This window comes from Mesorhizobium sp. WSM4841, from assembly GCF_055811515.1.
Map to the genome: position 1 here is coordinate 96,047 of NZ_JBVVQC010000001.1, position 17,459 is coordinate 113,505.

The following is a 17,459-nucleotide window of genomic DNA, read 5'->3' on the forward strand; positions in this document are numbered from 1 at the left end:
ACTCGCCGTTGCACACACCATTGCAATCACAGCACCTCAGACAGAAAGCGCCGAAGACGTGGGCTTTGCGGATTGTCGAAAAGGTCCTCTGGTCGCCCTGCCTCGACAATCCGCCCCTCGTCCATGAATACGACCTGGTTTGCAACCTTGCGAGCGAAGTTCATCTCGTGCGTAACGACCACCATCGTCATCCCGCCCCGTCCGAGGTCGGCCATCAAGTTCAGGACACCCTTTACCAATTCCGGATCGAGAGCACTGGTGACTTCGTCGAACAGCATGACTTCGGGCTCGAGGGCCAGGGCGCGCGCGATGGCCACCCGCTGCTGCTGTCCGCCCGAAAGATTTGCCGGCCGATGGTCTTTGCGCTCCAAGAGTCCGACTTCATGCAGCCTCGCCAAGGCCGCGCGCTCAGCCTCCTGGCGCGACATGCCTTTTACCTTGCGCAGCGCCAGGGTGATGTTGGCGAGCGCACTGCGGTCGGGGAACAAGTTGAATTGCTGGAAAACCATGCCGACACACCGCCGGAGCTGGTCAGGGGTCTGCTTGTAGATGCTTTCGCCATCGAGCAGGATGTCTCCGGCTCGACACTCGACCAGGCGGTTGAGGCAACGCAGCAAGGTCGACTTGCCCGAGCCGGATGGCCCGATCAGGCAGGTGACGGTCCCCGGCTCGACTTTCAGACTGACGTCATGGAGCACCTGGACGGCGCCGTAGGCCATATCGATATTCGTGACCACGATGCTGCCGCCGTTGAAGCGAGCGGGCGTGGCTGCGGCCGACTTCTCTGTGCCCGGCACACCGGCTTCCGCAAGCTCGGCGACTTCCTTGAGGCCGCTCTGCACCCCGGTGATACGCTTGCCGACGCGCATGCGCGCGTCGATGTAGTTGACGAGGTGGGTTAGCGGCACCGTGATCACGAGGTAGAAGACGCCGGCCAGCAAGAGCGGTGACAGGTTGCCGGTCAGCACGGCCTGATCTTGGCCGACGCGGAACAGTTCGCGTTCGGAGGCGAGCAGGCCAAGGAAATAGACCAGGCTGGAGTCCTTGACGTTGCCGATGAACTGGTTGACCAGTGCCGGCAGGACGCGGCGGATGCCTTGCGGGATCACCACCAGGCGCATGCCTTGGCCATACGTCATTCCGAGAGTGCGGGTGGCGTCGATCTGACCGCGCTCGACGCTCTGAATGCCGGCTCGGAAAATTTCTCCGATGTAGGCGCCGGCAATAAGGCTGAGTGCCAGAATGCCCAGCGGATAAGGCGATGGACCGAACAGGTCCCGGCCCAACCGTGCGAAGCCTTGGCCAATGATCAGAATAGTGACAATGGCGGGAAGCCCACGGAAGATATCGGTGTAGACCCGCGCGAGGAGCTTCAGCGGCCGGCTCTCGGAAATCCCCATCACGGCGAGAACGATACCGATCAGCGTCCCGAAAAACGTCGAGGCGACGGCCAGGATCAGGGTGTTCTTGAGGCCGACCATCACCATGTTTGGCAGAACTTCTGCCATCGCCTGGAAATCAAGGAAGCTGCGGGAGAAGGTATCGAACCAGCTCATATCAAGTCCATCTATAACTCGGCCGGGCACCGTTGCTCACGGGCCCGGCCGGAAAACACAGCGAAGTCGCTCGAATTCACTTCTTGGGCAGATATTGATCTGGCATGGGGGTGCCCGCGAACCATTTTTCGTGCAGCCGTTTCCAAGTGCCATCGTCCATGGCCTCGCGCAGTGCCTTGTTCAGTGCCTCGCGGAAGGCATCGTTGCCTTTCTTGACCACGAACCCGGCTGGCGCATCGAAGGACGGCACGTTCATTGTTATCTTCAGGTTTTTATAGCGTTCTACATACTGCTTGGCCGACTCATAGTCGGTGAAATGGCCGTCGATCGTCCCGTTGTTCAGCGCCGCCACCGCGGTGTTGTTGTCGGGGAACTTGACGATGTCGCCCTTCAGATTCTTCTCGGCATAGATTTCCTGCAGCGTCCCCTGGATCACGCCGATGCGCTTTCCGGCGGTGCTCTCATTGCTCGTCAGAGCCGGATCGGCGGAAATGATCGAAAGGTAACCCGCGAGATAGCCATCGCCAAAATCCACGGACTTCTTGCGCTCCGCGGTCGTGCCAATGGCGGCGACAGCGACGTCGAAGCGGCCGTTGGCGACGGATGGCAGCAACGCCGAGAATTCCTGGCCGGTGAAGACGACCTGCTCCTCCTTGAACCCGAGCCGGTGCGCCACGTCGCGGAAGAGCTCAGCGTCGAAGCCGGTGAAGTTGCCGTTGGCGTCGGTGAAGACGTAGGGTTTCGCATCGCCCATCGTTCCGACACTGATCGTTGTTGGATCGATGAGGTTGTAAGGGTTGTCGGCCGCCTTTACCTGCGTTGACGCGGCCAACGTGCTAAGTCCTGTCACCAGGGCGATAGTCAGCGCCAGACCGCATTTCACCAGTTGGCGCCTGCTCGAATTCGTTTGCATGTCTTCTCCTCTTACGATTGGCCGAACCCGGCCTTCCCACTCGACGTCTGATCCATCAAAATGCTCTTAGGTGGCGTTTAATTAGATGGATGAGAACGTTATCACTTTACCTAGCATTGTCCGTTTCTCGCGTCAATTGTTTCGAGGAATTTCGCAGCTAGACCGTTTTCCCGTGTTGAACGTGCCCCGCTCCGCGGAGGATCTCGGGCGTCATGTTGCCTATATCGATTGCTGACGCATGGCCGATCGCGCCGTAGTACTGGCAGGTTGCAGCCGCCGCCTGTGCGGCATGGCGGAGAATGTCCTGAGGCGCCTCATCCGTAAGCAGGCCGAGTAGCGTTCGGGCTATGAAGGTGTCGCCCGCGCCCAGGGTGTCGATGGGTTCGACCAGCCGCGCCGGCGTACGGTAGGAGACGGTGTCGCTGTGAAGCACCGCGCCGGCTCGACCGCGAGTCACCAAAACCCACTTTGGACCACACGCAAGCAGATCGGATGCGATTACGGCCAATTCCTTGTCGTCAAGACCATCCCCTGAAACGGAAGCCAGATAGCAATAGCGTCCAACCTCGCGCCGGTGTTCCGGTTCCCGCCGCGTGGAAAAATCGTAAGATAACAGTGATTTACTCGAAACTGCGGCAACCCATGGGTCTAACCCGCTGGACTGGCCGATGTGGACAGCCTGAAAGCCTGAGAGAAAATCCAGATCTTCTTGCGTCGGCGTGAACATCGAAACGCCGAGATCGAAATCCAGGAAAATCCGATCGGCGTTGTGGTGACCTATGAGGCAGTAAGCGGTCGGCCCTTCGAGGCGCCGCAATCTGGTGACGTCAACGCGCTCCGACGCCAGTGCAGTGCAGATCAGGTCCCCGGCCCGGTCTTTGCCGATCGCTCCCACATAGGCCGACTGCCCGCCGAAGCGGCTCACATAGACCGCGACATTGAGGCAGTTTCCGCCAGGATACATCTCGCCGCGAGCAAGATAGCAATCGACCACGTTATCGCCCATCGTGGCAATCTTGACCATTGCAGGACTTTCAGCTTAAAAGGATGTGATAACGTTCGCACAATGGCTGCTATCTGTCAATTGTGCGCCGGCCCAAGCTCTGTCAATCGAGACGAGGAATCTCATGATTTCCGCCCTGCCCGCCGACCTAGAACGCGCTCTGAACGCTGCGGCGGGCAGGCAGTTTTCGCACCTCTTTCTCGTGGCGTGCGGCGGCTCGCTCTCGATCATGATGGCAGGCAAATACTTCCTCGACCGCCACAATGGCACATTCGCCTGCGACATCTACAACGCGGATGAGTTCGTCTGCCGAGATCCGCGGCGGTTGGGACCTGACACGCTTGTTGTCCTTTGCTCGCAGACAGGAACCACCAAGGAGACCGTGCGGGCGGCCAATCACGCAAAAGACCGAGGCGCAACGACAATCGGCATGACGCTCGACCAAACATCGCCCCTCGCGCGGGCGGTCGACCACCCGGTTGCCTACCAGGCCTCGTATACGACGGGCAAAGCAATCAATGCAGCCTACAGCAATTACGGCGTGCTCTACATGCTGCTCGCCGGTTTGATCGATGCTCGGGAGGACGGCGGGCTAACCGACGACCTGCTGATCAGCCTGAGCCATCTTCAACCGGCCATCGAGCGCGCGCACCGGGCCTATGCTGACCGGTTCGAGACCTTCGCCGCTCGCTTCGCACCTCGAGAGGCAATCTACACACTTGCCAGCGGTGCCAGCTACGGTGCGGCCTATTCGTACGCCATCTGCGTGCTCATGGAAATGCAGTGGTACGACTCGCAGGCAATACACGCGAACGAGTTCTTTCATGGCCCATTCGAAGTGGTGGATAGGGATGCTTGCTTCGTGGTCCTGCTGGGTTTGGACGAAACGCGGAGTCTTTCCGAACGTGCCCGTGATTTCCTTATCAAGTACGGCAGCCGGGAAAACATCCTGGTGCTCGATGGAGCGGAACTCGACCTCGGCGGTATGTCCGAACACATCAAACCCTATCTCGTGCCTTTGGTCTTCTTCGACACTCTATGGCGTTTTGCCTACAAGCTGGCAGGTCTGCGCGATCGGCCGATGCTCGAGGGCCGGCGCTACATGAAGAAGCTGTCGGACTACTAGTTCCGCCGCGCTTTGTGGCGACCTCACAACTCCCAGCCCATCTTCTGCGTAGAAGGATTTCTCTATGACTGCATCCTCAAAGCCGCGCCATGTCGTCGTTGTCGGCGCAGGCATCTTTGGCACCTCGACCGCGCTGCACCTCGCCCGCCTTGGCTTTGATGTGACCATTGTCAACGACGGCGCGCCGTCGAACGGTGCATCCGGCCGTTCACTTTCCTGGCTGAACTCAGCGCGACGCGCGGAGACCGCCTATCACCGCTTGAGGCTTGCAGGCGTCGACCGTTATCGGACCCTGGCCGTCACAAGGCCGGAAACCGCGTCCTGGCTTCGCTTTGACGGCGGCCTGACCTGGGATGCGGATGATGAGGCGAACCAGATCGCGTCCATCTGGCAGCTGGAGCAGGATATTGGTTATGACGCGCTTCTGCTCGGCCCTGCCGAAGTTGGCGCAGTGACGCCCGGGGTCAATGCCAGTGCAGTCACCCCGCAGGGCGCCATTTTCAATCCTGGCGAAGGATGGGTTGACCTGCCCTCTTTGATCGATCTGCTGCTCAATGAATTCCGCTCGCGCGGCGGCAAGCTTGTTCAGGACGCTGGACGCGTGCGGATAGTTGCCACAGGTGGTCGCGCGCGTGGCGTCGTCACTGCTGGCGGTGCGGCGGTCGAGGCGGATGCAGTGGTCCTTGCCGTTGGGCCAGCGACGCCTTCCATGCTTGCGGAGATCGGAGTCCATGTCCCCGACGCCACGCCGATTTCACTTCTCTTGAAGACCAAGCCCGTCAAGACCGACCTCCGTGCCGTGCTAAATACGCCGCGCGTGGCGGTGCGCCCGACGCCGGATGGCGCACTTGTTTTGGATTCGGCATGGTCGGAGGAAGAAGTCGTGGTCAACTCGGACGACACCTACACCGTGCACAACAAAACCGTCAAAGGACTGCTCGACGAAGCTAGCGCCGTGCTCGACGGCAATCCGCGGCTCCAACTCGCAACCTACGCCGTTGGCCCGAAGCCTATCCCTGGCGATGGCGAGCCGGTGCTTGGCTCCGTCGAGACCGTCGCCGATCTTCACGTCGCCTTTAGCCACAGCGGCGCCACGCTTGGACTGATCGTCGGCGAATTGCTAGCCAAAGAAATCGCCTCCGACAATCCGCACCCCATGCTTGCAACCTTCCGCGCCAACCGTTTCAATTGAAAGGGCAATCGCGGCCGAGGCCGAACTGTCCAGATGAGCCGCGGTGGCATTGCCCAGATGACCGCCTTCGGAGGTTGATCCGCGCACCTGACAGGATAACATGACAATCGTAGTTTAGTTTTAGCCGCGGCCGCAGCAAGGCTGGCCCTTCACGCGCGGCGCCAATGCCGATCGCATCGTGGTGGTCGCCGATACCGGCATCGTCGAACAAGGTCCGCATGATGAACTGGTGGCGCTTGGCGGTGCTTACTCACGACTGGGCGCGGCTACGGACTAACGACGCAGCTCTCAAAGCTGAAGCCGAGGGGAGTTCTACTGAAACGCACCCGATCGGGCTGCGCAACCCCAACCAAGCTGATGCCCGATCGGGTGCTCCGGTCGAAGCCGCCGCCACCGCTTTCCAAGCGGCGGACGAGTCGCCGCTTGTCTAATCTCGACGGTGCCGGCCAAACGCTGTTATCAGCGCCCCCAGATCCCCTGTCCTGCGGCGGCAGGTTGTTCAGCGCACGGTTGTCTTGTTAGGTTCGTGCGGTGTTCGGAGGGCCGCTTGATAGCAGCCGAGATCATCACCATTCGGCGGCGTCAACGCGGCCTGTATGAATGGCGGCTGTTCCGATCAGCCGTCGCGTGATGGGGTTGACGTCTGCCCCTTGTCGATCATGGCGTTGTAAGAGCCGGCGAGCCTCTTCATGGGCCGGATGGTTTTGGTCAATAAGGCTCGCGCGGAGCCGGTCGGGGAAATCGTACGAAGTAACTGGTTTATGCATTTTGAATCTCAGGTTTCGGAGCAAGACGCGTCGACACCTCGACAAGACTAGATGTTTGTCCAGGGCGCTGGATATTTGCGTCTCGCCAGTGAATCTGCCGCATCTGCGGTTCTTATTGTCACTGTAGAGCGGTGGGAGTGTTTCGTTTGTTTCAGCGGCGCGCGCGACGGGATGACAGGCGGCGTTTTGTGACTGGTCCGGGTCGTTTGCTCGAGCCTTGATATCGGCCGTGCAACCTAGGCCATTCGTGTTTCGGCCGTTTTTCCGGAGGATTGATAGAATTCGTTTTCACGTCAGCGCTGGCGAAGACTCCCACGCGCCGAAACAGTTGAAACAAATCACGCGGCGTCTGAATGTGTGCTGAAACAAAGAGGGTCTAGTATCCGCCGTCGGGAGATCACGTGAACAAAGGGAACGACCATGCGGCCTGATAATCCGGTGCCATCCACACACACAGGCTATGCCCTTTTTGACGCCAACAATGTCCTCGTTGGGAGCAATCCGCAGATATTTGGAAGCCAGCGGCTCAATCGCGGCGAGATGCAGCCGATGGATGCCATTGCCGCAGTCGCCGAAGCCCTCTCACATCTAAAGAGTTTCGACGGCCGCCCCATCGAGCCTGGCAACGCGTTTGTTGAAAGCGCCGCGGCGCGATGGACGCAAATCGACGACGCTCCAGTTGAAGCGGAGACTTTGGATGGCCGGTGGAAGTTGCTCACCGCACATCCTCGGCCTGATGGCGGCATGGCCCTGGTAAGCGTCGACATTACCGAGATGAAGCGAGCGCAGATCGCGCACCGGGAAAACGCGGAGATATTCCGCTGCATCACGGACAGTCACCCGCTGCCCGTTTGGGTGGTGGACGCGGGAAGCGGTCAGATCCTCTACGAAAGCCTCGATGCGTCGAACCTGCTTGGCCGAAAATGGGCCCCGCAAGGGCCGCAATTCCTGACGGATCATTTCGTGAATACTGGCGAATTCGATGAAATCAGTTCTCTCGCCAGCAACACCGACATCGTGCGGGATCACGAAATCCAGCTTAGAAACGCAAGCGGATCGACTGTCTGGTGCTCGACTAACTGCCGTCGCGGCGTTTATGGCGGGCGCCCCTCGCTCATCATCGGGGTATTGGACATCACGGAACGGAAGCAGCGCGAGGATCTGTTCGGTTTCCTGATCAAGCATCATCCGTTGCCGGTATGGATGAACGATGCAAGTTCGGGGGAACTCATCTACCAGAGCAATGCTGCCGAACGGCTGCTTGGATGGAGCAAAAAGGCGCAACGCGAGACGGTGCGGCTCGGCGACTACTTTGTCGACCCCGAGAAACACCGGGAAATCAATCGGGAGCTCATGCAAAAGGGCGTCGTCGAAAATTGCGAGGTGCTTCTTAAAAGACCCGACGGCCAGGAGTTCTGGGCCACGGGCAATCTCAGGATTGTCGAGTTCCAGGGCCGGCGAGTGGTTCTCGCCGGCATCGCCGATGTGACCAAGCAGAAGAAGCGTGACGGCGAAGTCGCCGCGGCGCGGGAGATGCTCGCAGACGCCGTTGAATCACTCTCCGAGGGATTCGCGCTGTACGACGAAGACCACCGCCTGGTCATGTGCAACAGTCTTTACCGGGAGTTGAACCACCCGGTGCGGGATCTCGTTGAACCGGGCGTGGAATGGGGCGAACTCCTTCGCGAATCCGCCAAGCGCGGCGTGTTCCGCAATGCGGTTGGGCGCGAGGATGGGTGGCTCGATGAGCGTATCCAAAGCCGAATTGAGTTCCACTCCCATTTCGAAGTACCCCTCTCCGACGGCAAATGGCACTCGGTATCGATACATCCCACCGATCTTGGCGGCTTCGTCGTAACGCGCGCCGACATCAGCGAGCGCAAGAAGGCCGAGGCTGCCGAGCGCGACGCCACGGCACTGCTGCAAAAGGTGCTCGATGCCTGCCCTTCGCCGATACACATGACCACGATCGAGGGAGAAACGCTCTACCGCAATCCTGCTACCAGAGATCTCTACGCCGACCGTCCTCGAATAACCGACCACTATGTCGATCCAGATTATAGCGCAATATTGGAGCGCACCCTGATCGCAAAGGGCAGGATCGATGATTTTCGGGTCCAGCAGTACGACACCGAGAACAAGGCCTTCTGGGCTTCGATTTCCGCTCGCCTGATCGATTTCCAGGGAAGGCAGGTGATAGTGTCGAACACGACTAATATCACCGACATGATCACCGCCCAGCAAGAAACGCGCAAGGCCAACGAGCGGCTGATCGACGCGATCGAATCTCTGGCCGAAGGGTTTGCTCTCTACGACAGGAACGATTGCCTAGTGCTGGCCAACAGCAGGTACCGCCAGATGCACGCGATAAGCGCGGATGTGCTCGTTCCCGGGGTGAACTGGTTCGATTTCCTCCGCGTGACCGCAGAGCGCAACCAGTTTCCGGTTCCACGGGACAAGATCGACGACTGGCTTGCCGAGAGGGCAAGGGACCGCCGCGAATTCCGGCAACAGGAATTCCGTCACACGGACGGGGGTTGGTTTTTCGTCTCGAACTGTCCGACCCGCGAAGGCGGGTTCGTGGTCACCCGTGTCGACATTACAGAGCGCAAGCGAGCCGAGGAGGCCGCCAAGGAAGCAGATGAAATGGTCCGCAAAGTCCTCGAAGCCTGCCCCGTCAACATCCAGATGACCCGCGCGCATGACGGGAAGCTGCTCTACCGCAGCCCCGCCACCGTTGAGCTGCTCGGCGACGTCACCAGCGCCGTCGACTATTATGTCGATCCTTCAGAGCGGATGCGATACGTTGAGCGGCTGCTCGCGACGGGGCTGGTCGACGATTTCGAAACCCAGCTCAAACGCAAGGACGGTGGAACCTGCTGGTGCTCGGTTTCGTCTCGACTGATCGATTACCACGGTGAGAAGGTGATCGTTTCCCACGCCTACGATCTCACCGACCGTATCGAAATGCAGCAGCAATTGGAGCGACAGCGCGAGACGCTGCACCAGAACGAAAAAATGTCGGCGCTCGGTGGATTGCTGGCGGGGGTTGCGCATGAGCTGAACAACCCGCTCTCGGTGGTGCTTGGCCTGTCATCGCTGTTGAAGGAGACCGCAACGGACGCCAAGGTCGTGGAACGCGCCGACAAGATGAGCAAGGCAGCCGAACGCTGCGCCAGGATCGTCAAGACTTTCCTGGCTATGGCCAGACAGCAGCCGACGCGAACCTCAAACGTTGCGATCGATGACATTATTTCCGAGGCGGTGGAAGTGGCGAGCTATTCGATTCGATCGTCGGACATCGGGCTTTCAGTTCATCTTGAACCTGGTCTTCCCCCGATTTGGGCGGATCCCGATCAGCTTGGCCAGGTGCTGATCAACTTGCTTGTCAATGCAGAACAGGCGCTTCACGGCTGGGAAGGGCGACGGACAATCACGGTTTCAACGCGGCTTCATCCCAAAACCGGCAACATAGTCGTCAGCGTTGCCGACACGGGTCCGGGAATTCCCAAAGAGATACTTCCCCGCATTTTCGAGCCGTTCTTCACGACGAAAGAGATTGGGTCAGGGACCGGGATCGGGCTGTCATTCTGTCATCGGATCGTTCAATCCCATGGAGGAACCATCGAAGTAGAATCCCCCGAGGGGGGTGGCTCGACCTTCATACTTTCGCTGCCTGCTTCGGACCGTATCGAGGAACGAGCCGAAACGGCCGAAGACGAGCTCCCGAATTCAACCGGTATTGCTTGTCTGGTCGTGGACGACGAAGAGGAAGTGGGTGAGCTGGTTGCTGAGGTGCTCAGGCGAGATGGTTTCAAGGTCACCATTGCCAGATCCGGCGAAGAAGCGCTGCTGCACCTCCAGAACCGCACTTTCGCGCTGATCCTGAGCGATCTGAAAATGCCGAACATGGATGGACGGGGATTGTTCAACCAGATTGCCAAGCTTCATCCGGCCGAGCTCGACAGGTTAGCCTTCCTGACGGGGGACACGATCAGCCCAGACGCGCAGATGTTCCTGCGCGCCGCGAAACGGCCCTATCTTGAGAAACCGATCAAACCGAACGAGCTCCGTTCGTTTGTCTCGAATCTGGTCAACAACAATACTTGACAGATCCGTCGATTTGCACGTCACTTCAGGGGCAACTTATATTAGGCTAGTTGCTCGGTGGTCGATTTTGACGACGCACGCACACGTAGTTGTCTGCGATGACGAACCGGATATCCGCGACACGGTGGCGGAATATCTGGAGCATCATGGCTATGCCGTGACGCCGGCCAACGCGGGGCCTGCACTGCGTGAACTTATTGATAGCCAGCACGTCGATGTGGTCATATTGGATATCCGAATGCCAGGTGAGGATGGCCTCTCCCTGGCGCGATATCTACGAGAGCACTCAGACGTTGCCATTATCATGCTGACCGGATCGGCGGAAATCGTCGACCGCGTTGTCGGATTGGAGATTGGCGCCGACGACTATGTCGCGAAGCCCGTCGACCTGCGGGAGCTGCTGGCGCGGGTGAAGGCCGTGCTGCGCAGAACATCGGCGAGCGAACGCGCTGCGGAGAAGTCGAGTACTCCGGGCCCTCACCAGGTCCAGTTCGGCAAGTGCCGCTTCGACCCTGACGAACACAAATTATACAACGCCGAGGGGGTCGAAATAGCGATCACCGCGATGGAGTTCCGGCTTCTGAAAGTATTCAGCGAACATCGCGGACGAGTACTCAACCGTGATCAACTGCTCGAGCTCGCCCATGACCGCGGCTGGGATCCCTTCGATCGCAGCATCGACATTCGCGTTTCGCGCCTGCGGAAGAAAATCGAGGTCGATCCCTCCAAGCCGGAGGTGATCAGGACGATCCGCGGCATGGGTTACCTCTACGCTTGAGCGCGCCGCTGGCTGGTTGGACCAGCGCCTCAGCCCTTTCGGCTTATGCGACTTTGTGGCTCCAGGGGATAGCCCGCTCAAACTTCTGATTTTCGGGATCCAGCTGCGTTGCGTTTCTACTATGACGTGTGGCACTGAAAGGCAGGCATACCGGCCACGCAGGTCTTTTTTCGACCTGGGATTGTGTGTCGCAACCGGGTTGCGAGGCTGCGACACGTTTCCTGAGCCGACAACGACGCCGGCACCTTAAGCGCGGGTCAGAGCCGTTCGATGCCGAGAAAATCCGGCGCTCCCACCCAGGCGGCCCTGAAGCGCGCATCCATCTCTTCGGCGTCCGCTGTCCTGCCGGTCCTGCGGAAAACCTCGCGCAGGCCCCACAACGCCCAGGCGTTGTTTGGCGTCTGCTCCAGGACGTGCTCGAAGGCTGCCGCGGCCGCCTCGTGCTCGCTCATGGCCATGTAGACCGCGCCGAGGGTCTGTCGGACCGGATAATACCAGTAGGCCGGTTCCATATAGGCAAGGCCGTCCTCGATCGCGACCGCCGCCTCAAGCTTATTGCGCGCTTCCCGCAGGTTGCCCTGGTGCTGGGCAATGCGGGCCTCCACGATCAGCGCGCTCAATTCCAGCAAATCCGGCGCCGGAAGTCCTCCCGCCGTTTCCGTGGAAAAATCGGTCTCGGCAGCGAGCTTGCGGATTGCGGCGGTCTCGGCGCGCGCCGCCTCGCTCGCACCCTTTGCGGCGAAGGCGACGCCCCGCGCATATCGCCAGGTTGCCTCGACATAAGGCAGGGCGTTTGCCGGCAGCGGCAGCGCGAGTATGACCTCGGGATCGCTGTACTGGGCGTGGGCAAAATAGGTCGCCGCCTTGATCGGCTGCAGCCCGGCCACCTTTTTGGCCATGGTGTTGGAGACCAGGGATTCGAGCTTTTTGGCCGCCTCGGCGATTGCCTCGACGTCGCCCGCCATCTGTGCTGAGGTCATCAGGAAATGCAGGTTGTGCGGATAATAGCCGTCCGTGTAGACACCGGGCGTGCTCTCCGGCGCTATGCCGACGCGCTCGAAATAGGCCTCGTCCGCTGCCACCGCCTCGCGGTTGATCTCCAGGCTGTCGATCCACCGGCCGACCTGGTGATAGATGTGCGCTGGCATGTGCACGATGTGTCCGGCGCCGGGCATGAGGGCGGCAAGCCGGTCGGCATGGGCTTCGGCCCTTTCCGGTGCGCGGACGCTTCGACGGCATGGATATAGAGATGGATCGCGCCGGCATGATCCGGATTGCGCGCCAGCACCCGCTCCAACGAGGCCACAAGTTTGACCGTGTCCGGCTTTGGCGTTGCTCCGCCGTCAAGCCAGTAGTCCCAGGGCATCAGGTTCATAAGCGCGTCAGCGTAGAGCGTGGCGATCTCGTCGTCCTGCGGATGGCGGTCTGCCAGTTCCGCCATCGCCGCAGCATAGGCCTGGTTCAGGGCGCCCTGATCGGCCGAAGTATCGGCGCTGTAGCGCTTGGAGAGCGCGGCGATAAGATCCTTTTCCCGGCTGGAGGCGAGGTGCGCTAGCTTGCGCGCCTGCGCGACAGCTTCGGCGGCGTTCGCGGCCGCCTCCTGACCCATGCCGGCATTGATGTTGGGGCCGAGCACGTAGGCCACGCCCCAGAAACACATGGCGCAGGTCGGGTCCAACTTCTGCGCGGCCCTGAAAGCGCGTTGCGCTTCGGCGTGGTTGAACGCCCACGCCAAGCGCAATCCCTGATTGAAATAGGCCTGCGCCAGCGGGTTGGCAGTGGTGACAGGGTAGGAATGACTGCCGAGGTTTTCGAACAGCGGGACGCTTGTCGAATCCTCTGCAACCGCCGCCTTGGCCTGGCGATGCGGAACGCCCGTTTCATGGGCATTGGCGGCGGGCGCCGCCAGAAGGGCGGCCACGCTGGCACAGGCCAGTAGCGGGAGCCTTCATGGTTTCAGCCCGCCTTGTCTTCTTGGCCGCGCTTCAAGCCGCGGACCATCAAACCAATTTCGGACCGGCTGATCCCGATGTCCCTCAGGAAGGCATCGTCCATTGCCGCAAGCGTCCGTTCCGCCATACGGTGAACCCGGTAGTCCCGGAAAGAGCGGTAAGCTGCTCGCATTATCGACATTGCAACACTCCATTGATTGGCGCCGCGGGTGCAGCGATGCCATTGCATTTAAACCATCCCTGTTTCAGGCGTTTTTCCGCGCCGAACGCGAAGTGTTTCGTTTGTTTCAGCGCCGGGGAGCGCTTTCCGCGCGGTGTGGACTGCGAGCTGCCAGAGTCGCGCGGGAAACCGCCTTCTTTCCTGGCGCTGGATAGTGAAACCGGAGTCCGAGATCAGCCACGCTGGCCCGCGCGTCAGATGGCAGCACCGGGAGGCAGCCCCACAGTCCGACAAGACGCCCTTGCAGCGTGCTCGGGGAGCGGAATTTCTCCGCCTCCATGCTCCATAAACACCAGCCGCCCGCCGAGCTTCAGGACGCGGCGGAACTCAGCCAGCGCGCTCTCGCTTTCCGGGTGCGGGATGGTACAAAGCGAGTAGATGGCGGTATCGGCCATAGCATCAGCCAGAACGTCTAAGGCAGGTTGAAGCTGGAGGAGGCATCGCCGGCGCCGTGCCCTTTGAGGTCGATGATTTGCCTTTCCAGGCAATCAGCCGAAACTTCTGCTCCGGCCATGACATTAGCCGCAATCGATCGTCTGTGGTCAGGCCCGACCAGGGGGCCCCTCTTGGTCGTGCCGATATGCGGCTGTCAAATCTTCGACCGCCTGGGCTGATATCGGCACGTTGCCGTACCCGGAGATGAATATGATCGGCATGTCTGCCCGCCCAACAGCCGTCGTTCGTTGCTGCTCAAGCTAAACAACGGGTCACGGCCTGCCGTTGTGTGGCAGGGGCCCTAGCGTTCGGGTTTTCGCCGTACACGTCGTCAGCGAACCCTGTAGAACGGATTCGGCAGCAGGAACAGCTTCTCGGCGTGTCCCCCGAACAGGTCGGATGGCTGATCACCGACATTGGCAATGATCGTGTAGCCGGCCTTTTCGATTTCGGCTCTTACGGGTGCCTTGAAATCAGCGGCGGAACCATATTTGGCTCCCGGCTGGACCATATAAAGTTGCTCATAGCCGGCATAGCCGGCCGATTGCAGGTTCTGTTCGGTCGCCTGACGCTGGTCCTCCGGACGTCCGGTGATGAAGAATACTGCGACTTTCGCCGTTCGCGCCTGCCGGAAAACCTCCAGCACGGGGTCGATGGCCGGATCCTTCGCGAGTTGGTCCCAGGCGGCCCAGCCACAGGGACCGTCGATTGCGATGTCGCAGGCGCCGCCGATCGGGCGGCCGAAATTGTCACGTGTGATCACTTCCCAGTTGGCCAAAGCCGTCTCGTCGATATCGAGCACCAGTGCGGGGCGAGGCACCTCCATTGCGCGCTTGACGACCCAATCGCCGGCCTGCTTCGCCACGGCGGCAAGGTCGCGATCATATGCGCCGGAATCATGATAACTGGCGGCCGCCAGCATCGCGTCGCCGACATTGGCTGGCTGAGACGGGCTTGTGAGAAGGAGCGAGCCGTCGGCACGCGCCGACCCAGGCACATTTGTGCCAATCATCAGCACGATTGCCCCGACGGCCGCACCACGCGCAATTCTATTCCAACTAATCGTCTGCATCACGAGACTTTGCGGTCGCGAGAAGTCCTCTGTCAAGCGAGGCAAGGCACAGGTCCTCGAAACTGAGCGATGTCGGCAAGTGCCCCAACAGCGGTCTTTCGGGGTGCTTGAGGTGAACGCTAGAAGTTGACCTCGCGAGAACTACCACCAACGCTCCTGAAGACAGGTTCGCGGTTCCGACGGCGAGATGGTTAAGTCCGTTCCGAAGAGGTGCTCGCAATGGATGCTCCGGACTGGACTCCACACGCTCGTGCGCGGCGGAGAACGTTGGATGGCGCGATATTCCGCGAAATGACTGCCCAATTACCGCCGACTGCCGTTCAGCCGGCGCGCCGAGCCGTCAAGGACGCGATCGTCCGCATGGCAAGGGTTCGCAGCTTTGGCGTGCGATGCCGTTCAGCGGGCACCGCGGTGGAACGATCGCGGTGCCGTAGTCTGTACCCGCACACTAGCAGTTCGCCCCAGTCTGCGGGTCGCACGCCTTGTTTTCTTGCTTCTGTGGCTTGGGCTCGGCCGCCTGTTCCGGCTCGGCCTGCTGCTGCTCGGCGGCAGGCTGCTCCTTGGCCTTCCGCTTCTTAGGCTTGGCCGCCTGCTCCGGCTCGGCCTGCTGCTGCTCGGCGGCAGGCTGCTCCTTGGCCTTCCGCTTCTTAGGCTTGGCCGCCTGTTCCGGCTCGGCCTGCTGCTGCTCGGCGGCGGGCTGCTCCTTGGCCTTCCGCTTCTTAGGCTTGGCCACCTGTTCTGGCTCGGCCTGCTGCTGCTCGGCGGCGGGCTGCTCCTTGGCCTTCCGCTTCTTAGGCTTGGCCGCCTGTTCCGGCTCGGCCTGCTGCTGCTCGGCTGCGGGCTGCTCCTTGGCCTTCGGCTTCTCAGGTTTGGCCGCCTGGTCCGGTTCGGCCTGCTGCTGCTCAATGGTCGGTTGCTCCTCGCTCGTCGGCTTCTCAGGCTTGGCGGTCTCTTCCGGCTCAACCTCTTCGCCGGTCGCCGGCGCCTGTTCGGTCGTTGCTGCGCCTTCGGTCGGCTTCGATTTCCGGCCTGCCTGAACCTGCTTCACCTCCTCGATGTCTTTGAGCTCAGCTGGTTTGGCATCGGGATCGGCTTTCACTTCACCTTCAAAGACCGTGACCGTATTGTTTTCCAATTTGCCGGCCTGCTCGGGCGTCTCGGTCTCGCTGACCTCGACGACGGTCACCTCCTGGCTCGTCTCTTTCTCGATCACATCAACATCAATGACGTTGTTGATCACCACGTTGTTCTGGATCGTCACGTCGCCGGCAGGCTCGGCCGCTTCGACAATGCGCACAAACTCCGGCTCATCACGGATAACGACGACGGAAATGTCCTCAGCAAGGAATTCGCGGGTGGGGACCACGACCCAGTAAAAATCCGGCGTGGTGTCGAAGGTCACCTCGATTGAAATCAAATCGGGATCGCGGCGTGGCGGCAGCGGAGCCCAGATGATGTGCTCCCTTTCACGCCGCCAGCTCACCCAGGCTGGCGCCCAACGAGTGCCGGGAACCCAGTACCAGCCGATGTCGTCGGCATAGCCCCACCGGCCGTAATGGTAGGTCGCCCAGCCGAACGGCTCGTCGGACACCCAGAGCCAGCCATACTGCTCGGTATAGACCCAGTGTCCAATGGTATACGGACGCCAATCGTCAGGGACATCAACCGGGACGAAAACGGGCGCTCCCTGGTAGGAAACCCAATCACCATGGGAAGACAGGTCGTCATAGAATGTGCTGATCGAAATGGAAACGTCGGTGGCTGCCCTTGCCTCGGACACAAGCGCCAATGGTGCAACCGGGTTGGGAATCTCGACGACCATAAGCAGACAGGCGGTCACGCCGCCCAGCATCAGTCGTACCGCATTTTGTGCAAGGACGCGTTTCATTCTGGTCTTCCTCCGAAACAGATCGCCCTTCACCTTGAAAACTCACCGGCTGTCGGATTGTTCCACTTGCTAATGTTGCCGCATCTGGCCACACGCCGGCTTGGCATCACACGGCGATGATCCCAGGGATCAACATCAGCGTTGCTTTATGGGCTCGGCGAGCCAGATCACGACCGCCGTCACAAATCTGCGCACCGAAGAAGCAATGCCTACGGAAAGCGCTTTGCGCACCAGTCGGTCGAAGCCATCACGGTCGCCCGGGAGCCGTGCCACAGGGTTCAGTGACCGCACCCTCGAAGTTTGGCGGCGCTGTCCGCGACATGCCTGACCTCAACAAGGTGTTTCGCAGGCGGCCAAGCCATTTGACGAAGCAAATATCGCATCGGTGACCAGATTCAGATCCGTTTTGGGGGCGTCTGCTCCTAGGGCGGCGCTGATGTCTCGGCC

13 protein-coding genes are annotated in these 17,459 nt (G+C 60.5%); 5 read left to right on the top strand and 8 right to left on the bottom strand.

The annotated features are described in order from the left end of the window. Positions 1 to 26 precede the first annotated feature (26 nt). The 3 genes from AC0L14_RS00510 to AC0L14_RS00520 form a co-directional block, all read right to left on the bottom strand. Positions 27 to 1,556 (bottom strand): amino acid ABC transporter permease/ATP-binding protein, encoded by a 1,530-nt coding sequence (locus AC0L14_RS00510; RefSeq protein WP_473748345.1) that lies wholly within the window; start codon positions 1,554 to 1,556, stop codon positions 27 to 29. A gap of 76 nt (positions 1,557 to 1,632) precedes the next feature. Then, positions 1,633 to 2,469: an ABC transporter substrate-binding protein gene (locus AC0L14_RS00515; protein ID WP_473748347.1), complete on the bottom strand. Its 837-nt coding sequence runs from the start codon at positions 2,467 to 2,469 to the stop codon at positions 1,633 to 1,635. Between the two features lie 157 nt (positions 2,470 to 2,626). Next, positions 2,627 to 3,493 carry a PfkB family carbohydrate kinase gene (locus AC0L14_RS00520; protein ID WP_473748348.1) on the bottom strand — a complete coding sequence of 289 codons (867 nt, stop codon included), beginning with the start codon at positions 3,491 to 3,493 and terminating at the stop codon, positions 2,627 to 2,629. Positions 3,494 to 3,596: 103 nt separating this feature from the next. Here AC0L14_RS00520 and AC0L14_RS00525 point away from each other — a divergent pair, with 103 nt between their 5' ends. The 5 genes from AC0L14_RS00525 to AC0L14_RS00545 all read left to right on the top strand — a co-directional run bounded on the left by AC0L14_RS00525 (position 3,597) and on the right by AC0L14_RS00545 (position 11,445). Next, positions 3,597 to 4,598, top strand: a complete 1,002-nt coding sequence (locus AC0L14_RS00525; protein ID WP_473484732.1) for an SIS domain-containing protein — start codon at positions 3,597 to 3,599, stop codon at positions 4,596 to 4,598. 64 nt (positions 4,599 to 4,662) lie between these two features. Continuing rightward, on the top strand, positions 4,663 to 5,790 hold the full coding sequence (locus tag AC0L14_RS00530) for an NAD(P)/FAD-dependent oxidoreductase (RefSeq protein ID WP_473637017.1): 1,128 nt from the start codon (positions 4,663 to 4,665) through the stop codon (positions 5,788 to 5,790). 164 nt (positions 5,791 to 5,954) lie between these two features. After that, the gene (locus tag AC0L14_RS00535) at positions 5,955 to 6,221 is read left to right on the top strand and encodes a hypothetical protein (protein WP_473748349.1); all 267 of its coding nucleotides are present in this window, start codon (positions 5,955 to 5,957) and stop codon (positions 6,219 to 6,221) included. 756 nt (positions 6,222 to 6,977) lie between these two features. Continuing rightward, positions 6,978 to 10,667, top strand: a complete 3,690-nt coding sequence (locus AC0L14_RS00540; RefSeq protein ID WP_473748351.1) for a PAS-domain containing protein — start codon at positions 6,978 to 6,980, stop codon at positions 10,665 to 10,667. Between the two features lie 67 nt (positions 10,668 to 10,734). Next, a complete protein-coding gene (locus tag AC0L14_RS00545; RefSeq protein WP_123147188.1) occupies positions 10,735 to 11,445 on the top strand; it encodes a response regulator in 711 nt (236 codons plus the stop codon). Positions 11,446 to 11,702: 257 nt separating this feature from the next. Here AC0L14_RS00545 and AC0L14_RS00550 read toward each other — a convergent pair whose 3' ends face one another. From AC0L14_RS00550 to AC0L14_RS00570, 5 genes are all read right to left on the bottom strand, one after another. Then, positions 11,703 to 12,593, bottom strand: coding sequence for a tetratricopeptide repeat protein (locus AC0L14_RS00550; RefSeq protein ID WP_473748352.1), 891 nt, complete (start codon positions 12,591 to 12,593; stop codon positions 11,703 to 11,705). Continuing rightward, positions 12,488 to 13,366, bottom strand: a complete 879-nt coding sequence (locus AC0L14_RS00555; RefSeq protein ID WP_473748353.1) for a tetratricopeptide repeat protein — start codon at positions 13,364 to 13,366, stop codon at positions 12,488 to 12,490. The genes AC0L14_RS00550 and AC0L14_RS00555 overlap by 106 nt, the downstream gene beginning before the upstream one ends. 35 nt (positions 13,367 to 13,401) lie before the next feature. Next, positions 13,402 to 13,626, bottom strand: a complete 225-nt coding sequence (locus tag AC0L14_RS00560; protein ID WP_473526412.1) for a YjiS-like domain-containing protein — start codon at positions 13,624 to 13,626, stop codon at positions 13,402 to 13,404. Positions 13,627 to 14,383: 757 nt separating this feature from the next. Further along, positions 14,384 to 15,064: an HAD family acid phosphatase gene (locus AC0L14_RS00565; protein WP_192365727.1), complete on the bottom strand. Its 681-nt coding sequence runs from the start codon at positions 15,062 to 15,064 to the stop codon at positions 14,384 to 14,386. A gap of 508 nt (positions 15,065 to 15,572) precedes the next feature. Continuing rightward, positions 15,573 to 17,012: a DUF6600 domain-containing protein gene (locus tag AC0L14_RS00570; protein ID WP_473526413.1), complete on the bottom strand. Its 1,440-nt coding sequence runs from the start codon at positions 17,010 to 17,012 to the stop codon at positions 15,573 to 15,575. Positions 17,013 to 17,459: the final 447 nt, after the last annotated feature.